The following is a 20,257-nucleotide window of genomic DNA, read 5'->3' as shown; positions in this document are numbered from 1 at the left end:
GGCACCCTCAGCATCGCCCCCGACACGGATCTAGTCCGCAAGCGCAATGGCGCCGGCCCGAACCTTGTGCGCATCATCGCGCCATCACCCAGCCCATCCCAGCGCCCATGGCCACACGCACGCTCCCACGGTGGGGGGTATGAGCCGCGCCCGGCCGCCCGAAGCGGCTCGCGCCGCAGCCCGCGAGGGCGCAGGCTCGTCCGACCGCCGCGCCCGGCCGCCCGAAGCGGCTCGCGCCGCAGCCCGCGAGGGCGCAGGCTCGTCGGATCTCCGCGCCCAACCGCCCGGACCGGCTCGCGCCGCAGCCTGTCCGGGCGGCGGCGCGCCGGTCCCGCCGTTCGGCACGCCGTCCGGCGGCGCGCGCGCCTGTGTGGCGAACGGGGCGGCCTGGGTGGCCTGGGCGGCGGCGGTGATGCTGCCCGCGCTCACCCTGGTCATGCGCGGCCATACCAATGCTGCGTACTTCTTCATTGCCTTGAGTACGCTGGCAGGCGCGTGGGCGACGCGGGGCGCGGGCCGGGTCGACGGGCCGGCTTTTCGCGCGGACTTCGGCTGGCTGAGCCTGGCCTGCGCCGCTCCCTTCATCGCGGTTCTCTGGAACCAGATCGTCCTGGGCGAGTTCGCCGACCGCCCCTATGACGCGCCGGCCCGCCTGGCATTCGCCGGCGCGGCGGCCTGGTGGCTGGCGCAGATTCCCTACGGGCGGCTGCGGCATGTGCAATGGGGCCTGTGCGCGGGCGCGATGGCCGGCATGCTGGCGCTGCTGGCGGCCACGCACCACGACCGTCCGGAGCCGCCGTTCGCGACGGCGATCACGTTCGGCAACCTGTCCCTGCTCATGGGCCTGTGCGCCTGGCTGGCGCTGGGCTGGCGCCTGAGCCGGATGCCCAGGCTGGAGGCGCTGCTGAAGGTGGCGGCCGGGTTCTGCGGCGTGTACGCATCGTTCCTGTCGCAGTCGCGCGGCGGCTGGCTTGCCTTGCCTGCCGTCGCGCTGATGCTGCTGTTGCTGTGGCGCGGCCATTGGCGCGCCAAGACGATCGGTGCGCTGGCCAGCCTGGCTTTTCTCGGCGGCATCTACCTGGGCAGCCCGATGGTGCAGCAACGCGTCGCCCAGGCATCCACGGAACTTGTCGACTATCTGCAGGGTCGACATACCGACAGTTCCGTCGGCCTGCGGCTGCAGTTCTGGGAGGCCTCGCTCGAGATGTTTGCGAGCCGCCCCATGACCGGCGTCGGGCCGCAGAACGTGCGGGCGGGCTTTCAGGCGCGTGCCAGCGCCGGGGAGCTGGACGCGGCGGCCGCCAGATTTACGCATTCGCACAACGACGTGCTCTGGGCCATGGCCGGGCTCGGGCTGCCTGGGTTGCTCGCCTTGTTCGCGCTGTATGCGGTGCCGCTGGCGATTTTCGTGCGCGTCGCCCGGCGCGGCGCGCCGCCTCAGCAGGCCGCGGCCTGCATGGGGGCCACCGTGGTCGTCTGCTTCGCCGTATTCGGGCTGACGGAAGCCATGTTCGCCATTACCATGAACGCTGCGTTCTACGCCGGCATGATCGCCATTTTCCTCGCACTCTGCAAAGAGTCCGTCCCTACACGTTGCTGAGTTCTGCATGCGCGTCGCCTCATTCCGCACGGTTCCGGTGTTGATGTATCACCACGTCTCGCCCAGCAACGACATGCTGACGACGGTGCCGGAGCGTTTCGAATCCCAATTGGCGTGGCTCGCCGAAGAGGGCTACGCCACCCTGGATGCCGAAGGCCTGGCCGGCTTCCTGGCGGGCCGGCCGGTGCCCGACAGATCCGTCGTCCTCACCTTCGACGATGGTTTCCTGGACAACTGGGTGTATGCGCATCCGCTGTTGCAGCGCTATGGGATGCGCGCGGTGCTCTTTGTCATCACCGGCCAGCTCGGCGAGGGAGCGCCCCGGGCCTGTGCCGGCTCGGCCGGCACGCTGCCCGACACGCCGGGCCATCGCGCCTGCGAGGCGGCGGTGGCCGCTGGCCGTGCCGACGAGGTGATGCTGCGCTGGAGCGAGGTCGAGGCCATGCGCGAGGCAGGGACCTTCGACGTGCACAGCCACACACACACGCATACGCGCTGGGACCAGTGCTGCCCGGACGCCGCGACCAAGCGCGCCGGCATCGCCGAGGACATCGGACTGGCCCGCGAATCCCTGCAGCGGCGGCTCGGCCCGGCCAGTGCGCACCTGTGCTGGCCGCAGGGTTATTTCGACGACGACTACGTCGCCGAAGCCACGGCCCAGGGCTATACCCATCTCTATACCACCGACCCGGTGGGCCAGAACGTTCCCGGCGCCGATCCGCGCCACATCCGGCGCATCACCGCCAAGGACGAGCCGGCGGCCTGGCTGCGCCGCCGGCTGTGGCTGGCCCGGCACCGCGTGCTCGGGCCGCTGTACGACAAGGTGCGGTATTGATCGGCGGCAGCGGCGCGGACGGGCGCAGCGATGAGGCCGGCACCGCGGCGACGGCCGGCGCGCCGCGTCGGCGTCTGCTGTTCCACATCCGGCAGTTCGGCGTGGGCGGGATCGAGAATGCCCTGATGGGCTGGCTGCGCACCATCGATCGCAGCCGGTTCGAGGTTGGCCTGGCCGTCTCCCTGCCCACCCGGGAGTTCGTGGAGATCTATCGTCCGTGCCTGCCGCCCGACGTGCGCACGCACGTGCTCCTGCCGGCCGGTCGCGTCTCGGCGTTGATGCAGCGGCGGCGCGATCATCGGCTCGGCATGCTCGGCCGGGCCGGGCTCGGCGTGGCCATGAGCACCTGGGCGCAGTGGCGGGTGCGTGCCGGGTTGCGCGATCTGGTGCAGGGCTACGATGTGCTGGTGGATTTCGACCTCACGCTGCGCAAAGTCGCCGGCCGGCTGCCGATTCCGATGGTGGGCGTACGCCACTTCGGTTTCTGGCGCACGCGCAGCAGCAAGGCGATACGGGTTGGCCGCGATCTCGCCCGCTACGACGCTGTCGCCGTCCTCAACGCGACCATGTGCGCGCAGGCACGGACGCTGTACGGCGATACCGTGCGGCTGGCCCTGCTGCCCAACGTCTTCGATTTCTCCGCCATGCGCGCCGCCGGGGCGGCCGGCGTCGCCGGGCTGCCGAGCGAGGATTACGTGGTCTGCGTCGCCCGCCTGGACATGGCCACCAAGGGCCAGGACGTGCTGCTACAGGCCTGGGCCGATCTGTGCGCCGAGCCCGGCTGGCGCGAGCACCTGGTGCTGGTCGGCGACGGGCCCGACCTCGGGCGCGCGCGCGAACTGGCCGCGCGGCTGGGCCTGGCTGAGCGCGTGAGCTTCACCGGCCTGCAGACCCAGCCCTATCCCTGGATCGCCCGCGCGCGGGTGCTGGTGCTGGCCAGCCGCGCCGAGGGACAGCCCAACGTGCTGATCGAAGCGATGGCCCTGGGCTGCGTGGCAATCAGCACTGACTGCCCGGTCGGGCCGCGCGACCTGCTCGACGGCGGCGCCGGGTTGCTCGTGCCGCCGGACGACCCGGCCGCGCTCGCTGCAGCGATTCGTCGGGCGCTGCGCGACCCGCAGACGGCCGCCGCGTGCCGCGAGCGCGCCGCCGCGGCGGTGCTCGTCTACGACGCGCCGGCGGGCAACGCGCGCCTGGCCGCTCTGGTCGAAGAGGTGATTCGCGCACGGGGCGGGGGTTGAGGCGAGCGCAAAATGCGATGCGCAGCGCCCAGGTCTGCCGGTGTGGATCATGCAGGACCGATCCGGTCCATCGTCTCCCCCTAGCCCCGCACTCGGCCGGCAGCAACCTTCATTCAGCGCTGTGTGCCCACGGCTCCTGGGCCAACCGATCGGACAGGTATTCGATCAGCGCTTGAACGCGCGCGGGCCGGCTACGGCCAGGTGGCGTCACGACATGCAGCGCGATCGGTTCGATTTCCCAATCGTCCATGACGGTTTCCAGCGCCCCCGATTGCAGATCCTGCCAAGCCAGGAACTCCGGCTGCAAGGCCACGCCAAGCCCGGTCAACAACGCAGGCGTCAACGCCTCGGCATTGTTGACATGCAAGCTCGCCAGCATGGCCTGGCTGAATTCGCCATGCCGCTTGTGGCGAAAACGCCAACTCGTCCCGTTGCGCGAATACGCATACTGCAGCGCCTTGTGGTTGGCGAGATCGCTCGGGTGTCGCGGCCGCCCGTGGCGCTCGAAGTAGGCGGGCGAACCGACGAGCAGGATGCGCACGCGGCACAAGCGGCGGGCCAGCAGGCTGGAGTCGTCGAGATGGGCGATTCGCAGGGCCAGGTCGAACCGCTCGGCCACCAGGTCCACCTGCTTGTCGTCGAACCGCATGTCCAGTTCAACCTCCGGGTGTGCCTGCATGAAACCCGGCAGGATCGGCGCCAGGCGGGCGATGCCGAACGACATCGGGGCCGAGACCCGGATCAATCCCCGCAGGCTGGTTGCCTGCTCGGTGACTTCGGCCTCGACAGCCTCGCCTTCCTCCAGGATGCGGGAGGCGCGCTCCAGCGAGGCGTAGCCGCTCGCCGTCAGCGACATGCGCCGGGACGTGCGGTGAAACAGCACGGTCTTCATGCGCGCTTCCAGGCGCGTGATGGCCTTCGAGACCGTTGCCTGCGACAGCGAGAGTTCGGCCGCAGCCCGGGCAAAGGAGCCACTTTCCGCCACCTTGGCGAAGATGGCCCACGCTTCCAGATCCGGAAGTTTTTTCATTGAATTTTCGGAAATAATTCAATTGAATTCATGATGATTTTATTGGATATGGCCGTGAAAGTGCATCCCATCGGAGCGGCTGCCGCTTGTATCGGGCGGGACGTATCCATGACGAAAGTGTGCGACGAGCATATAAAAAACGGAAAGGGTGCAATTCAGTTCGTCGCCTTCCGGACAAGAAATGTACGGCCTAGACTGATGCCATCGTAATCAGATGCCAACAGGAAGATGCCATGATCGAACGTCGTCCCTTCGATAGTCTAGGCGGAGCCAACCACGGCTGGCTCAACGCCAAGCATCACTTTTCCTTCGCCGGATACCACGATCCGCAACGCGTGCATTGGGGCGCGCTGCGCGTGTGGAACGACGACACCATCGAGCCTGGGACAGGCTTTGCGCCCCATCCGCACTCGGACATGGAAATCATCACCTATGTCCGCGAAGGTGCCATCACGCATCAGGACGACCTGGGCAACAAGGGCCGCACCGTTGCCGGCGATGTGCAGGTCATGAGCGCGGGCACGGGCATCCGTCACTCCGAATACAACCTGGAGCCGGGCATCACGCGCATCTTCCAGATCTGGATCTTTCCGAACCGGCGCGGCGAGCCGCCGTCCTGGGGTTCCAAGCCCTTCCCCAAGGGGGAGCGGTCGGGACAGTTCGTGGCGCTGGCCAGCGGCATCGAAGCCGACGAGGATGCGCTGCCGATCCGTACCGATGCGCGCGTGCTGGGTGCCACGCTCAAGGCCGGTGAAACCGCCGAATACCGCTTCTCCGGCGAAGGTCGCCACGGCTATCTCGTGCCCGCAATCGGCAAGGTCGAGGTCAACGGCGTTGCCCTGGATACCCGCGATGGCGCCGCGATCGAGGGCGAGGACGTCATCTGCGTCACTGCCATAGAGGACACAGAGCTGGTGTTGGTGGATGCAGCCGCCGGCTGACGGAGCTTTTGTATCGATACGGGGGGCCCTGCGGCATCTCCCGCTATCTGGCCCAGGCGGCACCTGCAGGCTTGGACCGGGCATGCGCTGCGCCGAGCAGCGTAGCAACTCGCCGCGTTTCATCCACTCAATCCCTGAAGGAAGAGCCTCATGTCCAACAAATACCTCGAACTGCTGACCCCGCAGAACAGCCAGGTCATCTTCATCGACCAGCAGCCGCAGATGGCCTTCGGCGTGCAGTCGATCGACCGTCAGGTCCTGAAGAACAACGTCGTTGCGCTGGCCAAGGGCGCCAAGGCGTTCAAGATCCCGACCACGATCACCACGGTCGAGAGCGAAGGCTTTTCCGGCCACACCTACCCGGAACTGCTGGCAGTGTTCCCCGAGAACAAGATTCTGGAACGCACCTCGATGAACTCGTGGGACGACCAGAACGTGCGCGACGCATTGGCCGTCGGTGCTGCCCAGGGCCGCAAGAAGATCGTGGTCTCGGGCCTGTGGACCGAAGTCTGCAACACCACCTTCGCGCTGTCGTGCCTGCACGACACCGACTACGAGATCTACATGGTGGCCGACGCTTCCGGCGCCACCTCGTCGGATGCGCAGAAATACGCGATGGACCGCATGGTCCAGGCCGGCATCGTGCCGGTGACCTGGCAGCAGGTTGTGCTGGAGTGGCAGCGGGACTGGGCGCGCAAGGAAACCTACGACGACGTGATGCACCTCGTCCAGGAGCATTCCGGTGCCTACGGCATGGGCGTGGACTACGCCTACACGATGGTGCACAAGGCGCCCGAGCGCGTGCAGCACGGCGAACGCATCGGCCCGAACCCGGCCAATTAGGCAAGCAGGCCGTCCCGGTGGGCAAGCAGTTGCTGAGCATTCCATGAAGGAAAACGCATGACATCCCGTCGAAATATCGTGAGCGCCGCGACGACGCCGGCGCCGGGCAGCCTGCCGGGGCGCTACGTGGCCGCAGCCACTTATCCAGGAGCATCCGCCATGTCCGATCCCCATCCTGACGCTATCTTCTTCAATGGCCAGATCACCACGCTGGACCGTAGCAAGCCGGTGGCCAGTGCCGTGGCCGTCAAGGCCGGCCGCTTCGTCGCCGTCGGCGATGACCAGGAAGTCCTGGCGCTGGCGGGTGATCGCACCAGGCGCATCAACCTCGAGCGCAAGAGCGTGCTGCCCGGCCTGTTCGACAACCACACCCACGTGGTCCGCGGTGGCCTGAACTACAACATGGAGCTGCGCTGGGATGGCCTGCGCTCACTGGCCGATGCGCTGGACATGCTGCGCCGCCAGGTCGCCATCACGCCCGCGCCGCAATGGGTGCGCGTCGTCGGCGGCTTCACCGAGCACCAGTTCGTCGAGCAGCGCCTGCCGACCGTCGACGAGATCAATGCCATTGCGCCGGACACGCCCGTGTTCCTGCTGCACCTGTACGACCGCGCGCTGCTCAACGGCGCCGCCCTGCGCGCCGTGGGCTACACCAAGGACACGCCCGATCCGCTGGGCGGCCAGATCGTGCGCGACACCAATGGCAACCCCACCGGCCTGCTGCTGGCCAAGCCCAACGCGACCATCCTGTACTCGACGTTGGCCAAAGGCCCCAAGCTGCCGCTGGACTACCAGATCAACTCCACGCGCCACTTCATGCGCGAGCTGAACCGCCTGGGCGTGACCGGCGTGATCGATGCGGGCGGCGGCTTCCAGAACTACCCCGAAGACTACGAGGTGATCCAGAAGCTGGCCGACGCCGACCAGATCACCGTGCGCCTGGCCTACAACCTGTTCACGCAAAAACCCGGGCAGGAAAAGGAAGACTTCCTCAACTGGACCCGATCGGTCGAGTACAAGCAGGGCGACGACTACTTCCGCCACAACGGCGCGGGCGAGATGCTGGTGTATTCCGCCGCCGACTTCGAGGACTTCCGCGTCGAGCGTCCGGACATGCCGCCGGAAATGGAAGGCGAGCTGGAGGAGGTCGTGCGTGTGCTGGTGCAGAACAAGTGGCCTTGGCGTCTGCATGCCACCTATGACGAAACCATCTCGCGCGCGCTGGACGTGTTCGAGAAGGTCAACCGCGACGCGCCGCTGACGGGCATCAACTGGTTCTTCGACCACGCCGAGACCATCTCCGACAAGTCCATCGACCGCATCGCCGCGCTGGGCGGCGGCATCGCCGTGCAGCACCGCATGGCCTACCAGGGCGAGTACTTCATCGAGCGCTACGGCGCGAAGACCGCCGAGGCCACGCCGCCCGTCAGGCGCATCCTGGAAAAGGGCGTCAAGGTCTCCGCCGGCACCGATGCCACGCGAGTGGCGTCGTACAACCCGTGGGTGTCGCTGTCGTGGATGATCACAGGCAAGACGCTGGCGGGCACGCAGATGTACCCGCAGCGCAACCTGCTGGACCGCGAGACGGCTCTGCGCATGTGGACGGAAAACGTTGCCTGGTTCAGCAACGAGGAAGGCCGGCGCGGTCGCATCACGGTTGGCCAACTGGCCGACTTCATCGTGCCGAGCAAAGACTTCTTCAAGGTGTCCGAGGACGAAATCTCCTTCCTGACCTCGCACCTGACCGTCGTCGGCGGCCGCGTGGTCTATGGCGAAGGCGAGTTTGCCGAACATGATGACAACCCGCTGCCGCCCGCAATGCCCGATTGGTCGCCGACGAAGTTGTTCGGCGGGTATGCGGCCTGGGCCGACCCCGAAGGCGCAGGCAAGAACTCCCTCAACCCGACCCGTTACCGCAACATGGCGGCGGCCTGCGGCTGCGGCACGGGCTGCGGCCTGCACGGGCACGACCATGCCAGCGCCTGGGCATCGCAGGCGCCCGCGTCCGACCTGAAGGGCTTCTTTGGCGCCCTGGGTTGCTCGTGCTGGATGGCTTGATCTTCCGGTAGCCCGGCGCACTGCGTTTTTTCGTCGCCGCTCGCGCATGAGGAAGTGCAGCGCGCCGGCGTGCGTAGACCGCGAGGCCCGAGTTCCTGGAAAGCCCCGAAGTATCCGACCGATATAGGAGACTCCCATGCCGACGCCGGTTTCTTCAACCGATCACGGCCTGACCGCTGCGTTGCGGCCGCTGTTCGAAAGCCGTGCCGTGCGATTCATCGCCTACCTGGCCTTGCGGGAGCAGCCGACATGACGCGCACGAACGAATCACCATCGAGCGGCTTTGCGCCGCTGCGGCAGTCCCTGTTCGCGGTGCTGTGGGTGGCCACGGTCATCGGCAATACCGGCAGCTTCATCCGTGACGTGGCCAGCGCATGGCTGATGACCGACCTGTCCAGCTCGCCCGCGGCGGTGGCGATGGTGCAGGCGGCCGCCACGTTGCCGGTGTTCCTGTTGGCGATTCCCGCCGGCGTGCTGGCCGACATTCTCGACCGGCGCAAATTCCTGATCGGCATCCAGTTCCTGCTGGCCGGCACCAGCGTCAGCCTGATGCTGCTGTCGGCCGCGGGCCTGCAATCGGTGGCCTCGCTGGTGGCCCTGACGTTTCTCGGCGGCATCGGTGCGGCGCTGATGGGGCCGACCTGGCAAGCCATCGTGCCCGAGCTGGTCCAGAAGAGGGATCTCAAGAGCGCTGTGGCGCTCAATTCGCTGGGTATCAACATCGCACGGGCCGTCGGCCCGGCGCTGGGCGGGGTGATCCTGGCCAGCCTGGGTGCGGCGTTCACCTATGGCGTGGACGTCATCAGCTACGTCTTCGTCGTCGCCGCGCTGCTGTGGTGGCCGCGCCCGAAGGCCGCGCAGGACGTGTTGTCCGAGCGTTTCGTCGGGGCCTTTCGCGCCGGGCTGCGCTATGCGCGGGCCAGCCGTGAACTGCATGTGGTGCTGGTGCGGGCTTTCCTGTTCTTTGCGCTGGCCAGTTCCGTCTGGGCGCTGCTGCCGCTGGTGGCTCGCCAACTGCTCGGCGGCGGGGCGGGTTTCTACGGCATCCTGCTCGGCGCGGTCGGCCTGGGCGCGATCGGCGGCGCCGTCGTCATGCCACGCCTGCGCGCGCGCCTGGACGCCGACGGCCTGCTGCTGGCCGCCGCGCTGGTGACGGCGGTGGTGATGACCTTTCTCTCTTTCTCCCCGCCGCAATGGGCAGCCGTGGCCGCATTGCTGGTGCTGGGCATGGCCTGGATCACCGCGCTGACCACGCTCAACGGTGTGGCCCAGGCCATCCTGCCGAACTGGGTGCGTGGGCGTTCTTTGGCGGTGTACCTGACCGTGTTCAATGGTGCCATGACCGTGGGCAGCCTGAGTTGGGGCGCAGTCGCACAATGGACCTCGGTGCCGTTCACGCTGCTGGCCGGTGCGGCCGGGCTGGTGCTGGTCGGCGTGGTGGCGCACCGGATCAAGTTGCCCACGGGCGAAGCTGACCTGGTGCCCTCGAACCACTGGCCCGAGCCGCTGATGGCTGTGCCCATCGAAAACGACCGTGGTCCGGTGCTGATCCAGATCGAGTACCGCATCGCACCGGAAAACCGCGCCGACTTCCTCAAGGCGCTGGCCCGGCTGTCGGGTGAGCGACGGCGCGACGGTGCCTACGCCTGGGGCATCGCGGAGGACTCCGGCGACCCCGGCCTGATGCTCGAATGGTTCCAGGTCGAATCCTGGGCCGAACACCTGCGCCAGCACAAGCGGGTCTCCAAGGCGGATGCCGATGTGCAGGAAGACGTGCTGCGTTTCCACCAAGGAGAACAGCGCCCGGTGGTGCGCCATTTCCTGGCTTTCAATCATCCGCACGAAGGCCGGGCATAGGCGGGCCCCGTAACGCGGCAGGACTCAGCCCGGTCAGGCCCGGCGCTGCCGACCGCCCATGGAGAAGGGCGGCTCGGCGCGCCGGCTTTGCCGTGGAACGGCCCTGCGGTTCAGAGCACCGCGGCGATCGCCTTGGCGACGTTGTCGATGTTGCGGCTGTTGAGCGCGGCCACGCAGATGCGGCCGGTGCCGACGGCGTAGATGCCGTGCTCTTCGCGCAGCCGGTCGACCTGCGCGGAGGTCAGGCCGGAATAGGAGAACATGCCGCGCTGCGCCTTCACGAAGTCGAAGCTCTGCTTGGCGCCGCTGGCGGCAAGCTTCTCGACCAGTTGGCTGCGCATCAGGCGGATGCGGTCGCGCATCTCGGCCAGTTCGTCTTCCCATTCCTTGCGCAGCGCCGGGTCGTTGAGCACCATCGACACCACGGTGCCGCCATGGGTGGGCGGGTTGGAGTAGTTGGTGCGCACGACGCGCTTGAGCTGGCTCAGGGTGCGCTTGGCTTCGTCGCCGTCGCCCGCGATCACGGTCAGGGCGCCCACGCGCTCGCCGTACAGCGAGAACGACTTGGAGAACGACGAGCTGATGAAGGTGGTGATGCCGGCGTCGGCGAACAGGCGCACCGCGGCGGCATCGGCGTCGATGCCGTCACCGAAGCCCTGGTAGGCGATGTCCAGGAAGGGCGTCAGGCCACGTTCCTTCACCACGGCGACAACCTGCTTCCACTGTTCGGCCGAGAGATCCACGCCGGTCGGGTTATGGCAGCACGCATGCAGCACGACGACGGTGTATGCCGGCATGGCGCGCAGCGCGGCGAGCATCTCGTCGAACTTCACGCCGTGCGTGGCGGGATCGTAATAGGGGTAGCTGACGACCTCGAAGCCCGCGCCTTCGAAGAGCGCGCGGTGGTTCTCCCAGCTCGGATCGCTGATCGCGACCTTGGCGTCGGGCGTGAGGCGCTTGAGGAAATCGGCACCCACCTTGAGCGCTCCCGTGCCGCCCAGGGCCTGGACGGTGACGAGCCGGCCGCTGTCGAGCAGGGCGGCGTCATTGCCGAGCAGCAGCTTCTGCACGGCCTGGTTGTAGGCGGCGATGCCCTCGATCGGCAGGTAGCCGCGTGCGGCGGCGGCTTCGATGCGCGCGATCTCGGCCTTGCGCACGGCGCGCAGCAGCGGCACGCGGCCCTCGTCGTCGTAGTACACGCCCACGCCCAGGTTCACCTTGGTGGGCCGGGTGTCGGCAGCATACTGCTCGTTCAGGCCGAGGATGGGATCGCGCGGAGCCATTTCCACGGCGGCAAGAAGGGAACTCGTCATAGTAGGAAAGCTGGGCGGGGAGGAGGATGGAAACGGGATGTAATGCAGGAGAACGTCGCCCTTGAATAGCAGGGCACCGACCGCCACAATGGCAGGTTACAGTCAACCCAAAGAGTCTAGCATGTCCGATTCCGGCTTCGTGCGTTTTCCGGACAGCCCCTTTCAGCTCTACCAGCCGTATCCTCCGGCCGGCGATCAGCCGAAAGCCATCGACAGCCTCGTGCAGGGCGTGCACGACGGCCTCATGTTCCAGACGCTGCTGGGCGTCACGGGCTCCGGCAAGACCTACACCATGGCCAACGCCATCGCCCGCCTGGGCCGGCCCGCGCTGGTGATCGCCCCCAACAAGACGCTCGCAGCCCAGCTCTACGCCGAGATGCGCGAGTTCTTCCCGCGCAACGCGATCGAATACTTCGTCTCGTACTACGACTACTACCAGCCCGAGGCCTACGTGCCCTCGCGCGATCTCTTCATCGAGAAGGATTCCTCGGTGAACGAGCACATCGAGCAGATGCGCCTGTCGGCCACCAAGAGCCTGCTGGAGCGGCGCGACACGGTGATCGTGGCAACCGTATCGTGCATCTATGGTATCGGCAATCCCAACGATTACCACGCCATGGTGATGACGCTGCGCACCGGCGATACCTTGGGCCAGCGCGACATTCTCAAGCGCTTGGTGGCGATGCAATACACCCGCAACGACGCGGACTTCAGCCGGGGCACCTTCCGCGTGCGCGGCGAGACCATCGACATCTTCCCGGCCGAGCACGCGGAGCTTGCCGTGCGGGTGACGCTGTTCGACGACGAGATCGAGACGCTCGAGCTGTTCGATCCGCTCACCGGACGCGTGCGCCAGAAGATCCCGCGCTTCACGGTGTATCCGGGCTCGCACTACGTGACCCCGCGCGAGACCGTCATGCGCGCCATCGACAACATCAAGGACGAGCTGCGCGAGCGCGCGCGCTTCTTCGTGGAGAACGGCAAGCTGGTCGAGGCCCAGCGCCTGGAGCAGCGCACCCGTTTCGACCTGGAAATGCTGCAGGAGCTGGGCTTCTGCAAGGGCATCGAGAACTACAGCCGGCACCTGTCGGGCGCGCGCCCGGGCGAGCCGCCGCCCACGCTGGTGGATTACCTGCCGCCCGATGCGCTCATGTTCATCGACGAGAGCCACGTCACCATCGGCCAGCTCGGCGGCATGTACAAGGGCGACTATGCGCGCAAGGCCAATCTGGTCGAGTACGGCTTTCGCCTGCCGTCCGCGCTGGACAACCGGCCGCTGCGCCTGGACGAGTTCGAGGAGCGCATGCGCCAGTGCGTGTTCGTCTCGGCCACGCCGGCGAACTATGAGCACCAGCACGCCGACCAGGTGGTCGAGCAGGTGGTGCGTCCCACCGGCCTGGTCGACCCGGTGGTCGAGGTGCGCCCGGCCGGCACCCAGGTCGATGACGTGCTGGGCGAGATCCACGAGCGCGTCGCGTGCGGCGATCGCGTGCTGATCACCACGCTCACCAAGCGCATGGCCGAGGACCTCACCGAGTTCCTGAGCGAGAACGGCGTCAAGGTGCGCTATCTGCACTCGGACATCGACACCGTGGAGCGCGTGGAGATCATCCGCGACCTGCGCCTGGGCGTGTTCGATGTGCTGGTGGGCATCAACCTGCTGCGCGAGGGGCTGGACATCCCCGAGGTGTCGCTGGTGGCGATCCTGGACGCCGACAAGGAAGGCTTCCTGCGCTCCGAGCGCAGCCTGATCCAGACCATCGGGCGGGCGGCGCGCAACCTGAACGGCCGCGCCATCCTGTATGCCGACCAGGTCACCGACTCCATGCAGCGCGCGCTGGCCGAGACCGGCCGGCGGCGCGAGAAGCAGATGCAGTTCAACGCCGAGAACGGCATCGTGCCGATCGGCGTGGTCAAGGAAGTACGCGACCTCATCGACGGCGTGGTGGCGAGCGACGACATGCTGGCCGCCGCCCCCCCCGAGGAGGCCCTCGGGTCGATGTCGGAGAAGCAACTCGCGCGCGAGATCCGGCGCCTGGAGAAGGCCATGCTTGATCATGCGCGCAACCTCGAATTCGAACAGGCCGCACGCATGCGCGACCAGCTCACCCAGTTGAAGAAGCAGGTCTTCGGCGGCGGCGCGGCCGGCGATTCGGTGGTGCTCGAAGACCAGGGGCAGTGAGCGGTGCACCGTCATGGTGCGCGAAGCGCCGCGACAGGGCGCCGGGGCGCGTCTGGCCGGCTTCTTGCTAAGGGAAAACCCACGTTTCCCGGTGCCCGCGGCGCCGGTCGAGGCCGGAAAACCTCAAACATAACGAGGGTTTACGTATAACACCCGGGATCGCCGATCAAGCTTAAAAAATGCTTGAAATATATCGGGTTTTCCCTCAAACTTTGCACCATGATGACCAAGGTTCTTTTCGTAAGCATGGGCAACGTCTGCCGCTCCCCGAGCGCTCAGGCTGTGTTCCAACGTATGGTTGACGAGGCCGGGTTGAGCGATTTCGTGCGCGCCGATTCGGCGGGCACGCACGCGTTCCATATCGGCGAGGGCGCTGACGCCCGCGCCACGGCGGCGGCTCGCAAGCGCGGCTTCGACATTTCCAGCCACGTCGCGCGCCAGGTGCGCCCGGAGGATTTCCAGGAATTCGACCTGATCCTCGCCATGGACTGGGACAACCTCTCCACGCTGCAGCACCAGTGCCCGCGCGGCCTTCAGCACAAGCTGATGCTGTTGATGCGCTTCGCCAACGAGTATGAAGAGGCCACCGTGGCCGATCCGTACTATGGCGGCCCGGATGGCTTCAACAAGGCGCTGGACTACGTTGCGGACGCCTGCCAGGGCGTGCTCGAGCTGGTGCGCAAGCGCGCTACCCAATACCAGGCAGCCTGAACCGGCAGGCCGGCTCCGCCGGCCTGCGGACGGAGTGTGTCGCGCCTGCGGGCGCGATGCTTTTGCCTGAAAGCCCTAGTAATTTACTCGGGTACGCGCTATACTTGAGTAAATCATTCGGGAATTATGCCATGCGGCTCACGACTAAAGGCAGGTTCGCGGTCACCGCCATGATCGATCTGGCTTTGCGTCAGCAAAGCGGTCCGGTCCCGTTGGCGGCGATCAGCGATCGCCAGAACATTTCCCTTTCGTATCTGGAGCAGTTGTTCGGCAAGCTGCGTCGCCACGAGCTGGTCGACAGCGTGCGCGGGCCGGGCGGCGGCTATTCCCTGGCCAAGCTGGCGCGGGAGGTCACGGTGGCTGACATCATCTTCGCCGTGGACGAGCCGCTGGATGCGACGGACTGCGGGGGAAAGAAGGATTGTACGCGCGGCAACGACGGTCGTCGCGGCGCGTGCATGACGCACGACCTATGGACCACGCTCAACCGCAAGATGGTCGAGTACCTGGATTCCGTGTCCTTGCAGGACTTGGCCGACCAGCAGCGCACGCGCGAGCTGGAGGCGGCGTCGCACGCGCATGCGGTGCGGCTGGCCCAGCGCAGCGAGGGCGATACCGCGCCGCGCGTGCAGGCCACCGTCGCATAGCAGCGCAGGCCGCGGCAGGCACCGTGTTCATGGAACCGATTTGAGGGCAGTATGACCAAGCAACCTATCTACTTCGATTATTCCGCCACCACGCCGGTGGACCCGCGCGTCGCCGAGAAGATGATTCCCTGGCTGACCGAGCACTACGGCAACCCTGCGTCGCGTAGCCACGCCATCGGCTGGGAGGCCGAGGAGGCCGTCGAGAACGCGCGCGCCGAAGTGGCTGCCCTGGTCAACGCCGATCCGCGCGAGATCATCTGGACCTCCGGCGCCACCGAGTCCGACAACCTCGCCCTGAAGGGCGCGGCGAACTTCTATGCCGAGCGCGGCAAGCACATCATCACCGTCAAGACCGAGCACAAGGCGGTGCTGGACACCTGTCGCGAGCTGGAGCGCCAGGGCTTCGAAGTCACTTATCTCGACGTGCAGGAAAACGGCCTGATCGATATCGAGAACTTCAAGCGCGCGCTGCGTCCGGACACCATCCTGGTCTCGGTGATGTCGGTCAACAACGAGATCGGCGTGATCCAGGACGTCGACCAGATCGGCGAGATCTGCCGCGACAAGGGCATCATCTTTCACGTCGATGCGGCGCAGGCCACGGGCAAGGTGCTCATCGACCTGCAGAAGCAGAAGATCGACCTGATGTCCTTCTCGGCGCACAAGACCTACGGCCCCAAGGGTATCGGCGCGCTCTACGTGCGCCGCAAGCCGCGCGTGCGCATCGAGGCGCAGATCCACGGCGGCGGGCACGAGCGGGGTTTTCGCTCCGGCACGCTCGCGCCGCACCAGATCGTGGGCATGGGCGAAGCCTTTCGCCTGGCGCGCGAGGAGATGGCGACCGAAAACGAACGCATCCGTGCGCTGCGCGACCGGCTGTGGGCCGGCGTGTCCGACATGGAAGAAGTCTATGTGAACGGCGACATGGAGCGCCGCGTTCCGCACAACCTGAACGTGAGCTTCAACTACGTCGAGGGCGAGTCGCTCATTATGGGGATCAAGGAGCTGGCGGTCTCGAGCGGCTCGGCCTGCACCTCGGCCAGCCTGGAGCCTTCCTACGTGCTGCGCGCGCTCGGGCGCAACGACGAACTCGCGCACAGCTCGATCCGGTTCACGCTTGGCCGTTTCACCACCGAGCAGCACATCGACTACGCCGTGGCCCTCATCAAGGAGCGCATCGGCAAGCTGCGCGAGATGTCGCCGCTCTGGGAAATGGCGCAGGAAGGCATCGATCTGAATTCCGTGCAGTGGGCGGCACACTAAGGCTAAGGAGTACATCATGGCATACAGCGACAAGGTCATCGACCACTACGAGAATCCACGCAACGTCGGTTCGTTCGACAAGAGCGAAGCCGGCGTGGGCACCGGCATGGTCGGCGCCCCGGCCTGCGGCGACGTCATGAAGCTGCAGATCAAGGTGAGCGCGGACGGCGTCATCCAGGACGCGCGCTTCAAGACCTACGGCTGCGGTTCGGCGATTGCGTCGAGTTCGCTGATCACCGAATGGGTCAAGGGCAAGACACTCGATCAGGCGCTCGACATCCGCAATACCCATATCGCGCAGGAGCTGGCGCTGCCGCCGGTCAAGATCCACTGCTCCATCCTCGCCGAGGACGCCATCAAGGCGGCGGTCGAGGATTACCGCACCAAGCACGCTTCCTGAGCGCCGTTGGAGGGCACGTCATGTCAGTAGCTTTGACAGAAAACGCAGCGCGCCATGTCCAACGCTATCTGGAGAGGCGGGGCAAGGGGATAGGCCTGCGCCTGGGCGTGCGCACTACCGGCTGTTCCGGGTTGGCCTACAAGCTCGAGTTCGTGGACGATTCGGCGAACGACGACGAGGTCTTCGAGAGCCACGGGGTGAAGGTCTTCGTCGATCCCAAGAGCCTGCCCTATCTGGAAGGTACTCAGCTCGACTACACGCGCGAGGGGCTGAACGAAGGATTCCGCTTCAGCAACCCCAACGAAAAGGCGCAGTGCGGCTGCGGCGAGTCGTTCACGGTCTGATGGCGATTCCCTTCAACGTCGACTTCGACGCCGATCATTACGCCCTGCTGGGCCTGCCGCGCCGCTATGCGCTGGACCGCGCCGCGCTCGACACTGCCTGGCGCGAGCTGCAGGCCAAGGTGCATCCCGACCGCTACGCCACGGCGTCGGAAGCCGAACGGCGGGTGGCCATGCAGTGGGCCTCGCGCGTCAACGAGGCCTACCGCGTTCTGCGCTCTCCGCTGCAGCGCGCGCGCTATCTGTGCGAGCTCGCCGGCGTGGACGTCGGCGCGGAAACCAACACGGCCATGTCGCCCGGTTTCCTAATGCAGCAGATGCAATGGCGCGAGGCGCTCGACGAGGCCCGCGAGACGCGCTCGGCGGACGCGCTGGATGCGCTGAACGACGAGATCGATGATGCCCGTACGCGCATCCAGCGCGAGGTGACGGGCATGCTGGACGGCAGTCCGCCCGACGCGGCCGCTGCGGCTGCGCGCGTGCGCGAATGGATGTTCCTGGAGCGCCTGGCCGAGCAGGTCGAAGCCACGCACTCCTGACCCTACAATTTCTCGAGTCGCTGTGGCCGCAACGCGGCGCGGCGGCGCGTCTTCAGGCTTATGGCACTACTGCAGATTTCCGAGCCCGGCATGTCGCCCGCTCCTCATCAACGACGCCTGGCGGTCGGCATCGACCTGGGCACCACCAACTCGCTGGTGGCCGCCGTGCGCAGCGGTACGGCCGAGGTGCTTTGCGACGCCTCGGGCGCGGCGCTGCTGCCGTCGGCGGTGCGCTATCTGCCCGGGCGCGATGTGCGCATCGGCCGCGAGGCCCTGGCCGCGCAGCAGGAAGATCCGCGCAACACCATCGTATCGGTCAAGCGCTACATGGGGCGCGGCGTGGACGAGGCGCGAGCCGTGGCGTCGCCCTATACCTTCGCCGGCGAGGGCGGCATGCTGCGCCTGGTCACCGTACAGGGTGAAATCAGCCCGGTTGAGGTCTCGGCCCAGATCCTCGCCAAACTGCGTCAGCGCGCCGAAGACGCGCTGGGCGACGATCTGGTGGGCGCCGTCATCACGGTGCCGGCGTATTTCGACGACACCCAGCGGCAGGCCACGAAGGATGCCGCCCGCCTGGCCGGGCTGAACGTGCTGCGTCTGCTCAACGAGCCGACGGCGGCCGCGATCGCCTACGGCCTGGACAACGCCGCCGAGGGCATCTACGCGGTGTACGACCTGGGCGGCGGCACCTTCGATATCTCCATTCTGCGTCTGTCCAAGGGCGTGTTCGAAGTCATCGCCACCGGCGGCGACACGGCGCTCGGCGGCGACGACCTGGACCGCGCGGTAGTCGACTGGCTGGCGGCCGAGCACGGCGTGTCGGCCGCCACGCCGCAGGACGTGCGCGGCCTGCTGGTCGCCGCGCGCAGTGCGCGCGAAGCGCTCTCCGAGGTCGAGGCGGTGGTGCTCGAGACGCGCCTGGAAAACGGCGCGCCGGTGCGCGTGACGCTGACGCGCGCGCAGTTCGAGGCGCTTGCCGAGCCGCTGGTCAAGCGCACGCTGGCCACCGTGCGGCGCACGCTGCGCGACGCCGCGCTGGGCGTGGACGAAGTCCGGGGCGTGGTGATGGTCGGCGGCGCCACGCGCACACCGTTCGTGCGGCGCGCTGTCGGCGAGCTTTTCGGCAGCCAGCCGCTCACCGATCTGGACCCGGACCAGGTGGTCGCGCTGGGCGCGGCCATGCAGGCCAACCTGCTGGCGGGCAACGGCCAGCCGGGCGAGGACTGGCTGCTGCTGGACGTCATCCCGCTGTCGCTGGGTCTGGAAACCATGGGCGGGCTGGTCGAGCGCATCATCGAGCGCAACACCACGATCCCGGCCGCGCGCGCCCAGGAGTTCACGACCTTCAAGGACGGCCAGAGCGCGATGGCGATCCACGTTGTGCAGGGCGAGCGCGAACTGGTGAGCGATTGCCGCTCGCTCGCGCGCTTCGAATTGCGCGGCATCCCGCCGATGGCCGCCGGCGCCGCGCGCATCCGCGTCACCTTCCAGGTCGACGCCGACGGCGTGCTGTCGGTCACTGCGCGCGAGCAGGCCTCGGGCGTCGAAGCGGCAATCAATGTCAAGCCGTCCTACGGTCTGTCCGACGAGGAAGTGGCCGCCATGCTGCAGGACGGCATGCGCAGCGCGGAATCCGACATGCGCGCGCGTGCGCTGCGCGAAGAACAGGTCGAGGCCGAGCGCCTGGACGAGGCGGTCAGTTCGGCCCTGGCGGCCGACGGCGGCCTGCTCGACGCCGCCGAGCGCGCCGAGATCGACGCCCGCCTGAGCGCCGTGCGCGAAGCCGCGCGCGGCGAGGATGTCCAGCGCATCCGCGATGCCGTCGCCGCGCTCTCGCGCGCCACCGACAACTTCGCTGCGCGCCGCATGGACCGCAGCATCCGCGCGGCCCTGGCCGGCCGCAAACTCGACGAACTCGCCTGATGCCCAAGCTCACCGTATTGCCCCACGCCGACATCTGCCCCGAAGGCGCCGTCATCGAGGACGCGCCGGCGGGCGAGTCGATCTGCCGCGTCCTGCTCGCGCACGATATCGAGATCGAGCACGCCTGCGAGATGTCGTGTGCCTGCACGACCTGCCATGTCGTGGTCAAGCAGGGCTTCGATTCGCTCGAGGACGCCAGCGACGACGAAGAGGACCTGCTCGATCGCGCCTGGGGCCTGGCGCCCACCTCGCGCCTGTCCTGCCAGGCCCGCCTCACCGACGAGGACCTGGTGATCGAGATCCCGCGCTACACCATCAATCACGCGAAGGAGAACCACTGATGAAGTGGACCGACGTCAACGATATCGCGATCGCGCTGGCGGATGCGCACCCTGACGTGGACCCGCTGTCGGTGCGTTTCACCGACCTGCACGCCTGGGTGCTGGCCTTGCCGGGTTTCGACGATACGCCCGAGCGTTCGAGCGAGCGCGTCCTCGAGGCCATCCAGCAGGCCTGGATCGACGAGGTCTGAA

Annotated in this window: 19 protein-coding genes; 17 read left to right on the top strand and 2 right to left on the bottom strand. The window is 67.3% G+C overall.

Going from position 1 to position 20,257, the window contains the following annotated elements; genetic code table 11:
• Positions 1-139: 139 nt before the first annotated feature.
• The 3 genes from FOZ76_RS05065 to FOZ76_RS05055 are packed head-to-tail and all read left to right on the top strand — an operon-like array spanning position 140 to position 3,676.
• Positions 140-1,600, top strand: a complete 1,461-nt coding sequence (locus tag FOZ76_RS05065; RefSeq protein WP_143947041.1) for an O-antigen ligase family protein — start codon at positions 140-142, stop codon at positions 1,598-1,600.
• Between the two features lie 7 nt (positions 1,601-1,607).
• Positions 1,608-2,435: a polysaccharide deacetylase family protein gene (locus FOZ76_RS05060; RefSeq protein WP_143947040.1), complete on the top strand. Its 828-nt coding sequence runs from the start codon at positions 1,608-1,610 to the stop codon at positions 2,433-2,435.
• The gene (locus FOZ76_RS05055) at positions 2,432-3,676 is read left to right on the top strand and encodes a glycosyltransferase (protein ID WP_143947039.1); all 1,245 of its coding nucleotides are present in this window, start codon (positions 2,432-2,434) and stop codon (positions 3,674-3,676) included. The genes FOZ76_RS05060 and FOZ76_RS05055 overlap by 4 nt, the downstream gene beginning before the upstream one ends.
• Before the next feature lie 109 nt (positions 3,677-3,785).
• Here FOZ76_RS05055 and FOZ76_RS05050 read toward each other — a convergent pair whose 3' ends face one another.
• Entirely contained in the window at positions 3,786-4,706 is a 921-nt protein-coding gene (locus FOZ76_RS05050) for a LysR family transcriptional regulator (RefSeq protein ID WP_143947038.1), read from the bottom strand.
• Positions 4,707-4,939: 233 nt separating this feature from the next.
• Here FOZ76_RS05050 and FOZ76_RS05045 point away from each other — a divergent pair, with 233 nt between their 5' ends.
• The 4 genes from FOZ76_RS05045 to FOZ76_RS05030 all read left to right on the top strand — a co-directional run bounded on the left by FOZ76_RS05045 (position 4,940) and on the right by FOZ76_RS05030 (position 10,405).
• On the top strand, positions 4,940-5,647 hold the full coding sequence (locus tag FOZ76_RS05045; RefSeq protein ID WP_143947037.1) for a pirin family protein: 708 nt from the start codon (positions 4,940-4,942) through the stop codon (positions 5,645-5,647).
• A gap of 150 nt (positions 5,648-5,797) precedes the next feature.
• Complete coding sequence (locus FOZ76_RS05040) at positions 5,798-6,490, top strand: hydrolase (protein WP_143947036.1); 693 nt, start codon at positions 5,798-5,800, stop codon at positions 6,488-6,490.
• A gap of 159 nt (positions 6,491-6,649) precedes the next feature.
• Entirely contained in the window at positions 6,650-8,548 is a 1,899-nt protein-coding gene (locus tag FOZ76_RS05035) for an amidohydrolase (protein ID WP_211366024.1), read from the top strand.
• Positions 8,549-8,797: 249 nt separating this feature from the next.
• Positions 8,798-10,405, top strand: a complete 1,608-nt coding sequence (locus FOZ76_RS05030) for an MFS transporter (protein ID WP_143947034.1) — start codon at positions 8,798-8,800, stop codon at positions 10,403-10,405.
• A 110-nt stretch (positions 10,406-10,515) separates the two neighbouring features.
• Here FOZ76_RS05030 and FOZ76_RS05025 read toward each other — a convergent pair whose 3' ends face one another.
• Positions 10,516-11,718 carry an amino acid aminotransferase gene (locus FOZ76_RS05025; protein WP_143947033.1) on the bottom strand — a complete coding sequence of 401 codons (1,203 nt, stop codon included), beginning with the start codon at positions 11,716-11,718 and terminating at the stop codon, positions 10,516-10,518.
• Between the two features lie 121 nt (positions 11,719-11,839).
• Here FOZ76_RS05025 and uvrB point away from each other — a divergent pair, with 121 nt between their 5' ends.
• From uvrB to iscX, 10 genes are all read left to right on the top strand, one after another.
• Positions 11,840-13,900 carry an excinuclease ABC subunit UvrB gene (uvrB, locus tag FOZ76_RS05020; protein ID WP_143947032.1) on the top strand — a complete coding sequence of 687 codons (2,061 nt, stop codon included), beginning with the start codon at positions 11,840-11,842 and terminating at the stop codon, positions 13,898-13,900.
• 219 nt (positions 13,901-14,119) lie between these two features.
• Complete coding sequence (locus FOZ76_RS05015) at positions 14,120-14,611, top strand: low molecular weight protein-tyrosine-phosphatase (protein WP_143947031.1); 492 nt, start codon at positions 14,120-14,122, stop codon at positions 14,609-14,611.
• A 131-nt stretch (positions 14,612-14,742) separates the two neighbouring features.
• Complete coding sequence (locus tag FOZ76_RS05010; RefSeq protein WP_143947030.1) at positions 14,743-15,258, top strand: Fe-S cluster assembly transcription factor; 516 nt, start codon at positions 14,743-14,745, stop codon at positions 15,256-15,258.
• Between the two features lie 51 nt (positions 15,259-15,309).
• Complete coding sequence (locus FOZ76_RS05005; RefSeq protein ID WP_143947029.1) at positions 15,310-16,521, top strand: IscS subfamily cysteine desulfurase; 1,212 nt, start codon at positions 15,310-15,312, stop codon at positions 16,519-16,521.
• A gap of 16 nt (positions 16,522-16,537) precedes the next feature.
• On the top strand, positions 16,538-16,921 hold the full coding sequence (iscU, locus tag FOZ76_RS05000; RefSeq protein WP_143947028.1) for a Fe-S cluster assembly scaffold IscU: 384 nt from the start codon (positions 16,538-16,540) through the stop codon (positions 16,919-16,921).
• 20 nt (positions 16,922-16,941) lie between these two features.
• Positions 16,942-17,265 carry an iron-sulfur cluster assembly protein IscA gene (iscA, locus tag FOZ76_RS04995; protein WP_143947027.1) on the top strand — a complete coding sequence of 108 codons (324 nt, stop codon included), beginning with the start codon at positions 16,942-16,944 and terminating at the stop codon, positions 17,263-17,265.
• Positions 17,265-17,801, top strand: a complete 537-nt coding sequence (hscB, locus tag FOZ76_RS04990; protein ID WP_143947026.1) for a Fe-S protein assembly co-chaperone HscB — start codon at positions 17,265-17,267, stop codon at positions 17,799-17,801. The genes iscA and hscB overlap by 1 nt, the downstream gene beginning before the upstream one ends.
• A gap of 60 nt (positions 17,802-17,861) precedes the next feature.
• Positions 17,862-19,724 carry a Fe-S protein assembly chaperone HscA gene (gene hscA, locus FOZ76_RS04985; RefSeq protein WP_143947025.1) on the top strand — a complete coding sequence of 621 codons (1,863 nt, stop codon included), beginning with the start codon at positions 17,862-17,864 and terminating at the stop codon, positions 19,722-19,724.
• Positions 19,724-20,065: an ISC system 2Fe-2S type ferredoxin gene (gene fdx / locus FOZ76_RS04980; RefSeq protein ID WP_143947024.1), complete on the top strand. Its 342-nt coding sequence runs from the start codon at positions 19,724-19,726 to the stop codon at positions 20,063-20,065. The genes hscA and fdx overlap by 1 nt, the downstream gene beginning before the upstream one ends.
• The gene (gene iscX, locus FOZ76_RS04975) at positions 20,065-20,256 is read left to right on the top strand and encodes a Fe-S cluster assembly protein IscX (RefSeq protein ID WP_143947023.1); all 192 of its coding nucleotides are present in this window, start codon (positions 20,065-20,067) and stop codon (positions 20,254-20,256) included. The genes fdx and iscX overlap by 1 nt, the downstream gene beginning before the upstream one ends.
• Position 20,257: the final 1 nt, after the last annotated feature.

It is taken from the genome of Verticiella sediminum (assembly GCF_007558815.1).
Lineage (GTDB): Bacteria > Pseudomonadota > Gammaproteobacteria > Burkholderiales > Burkholderiaceae_B > Verticiella > Verticiella sediminum.
This window is presented reverse-complemented; position numbering and strand designations above follow the sequence as displayed.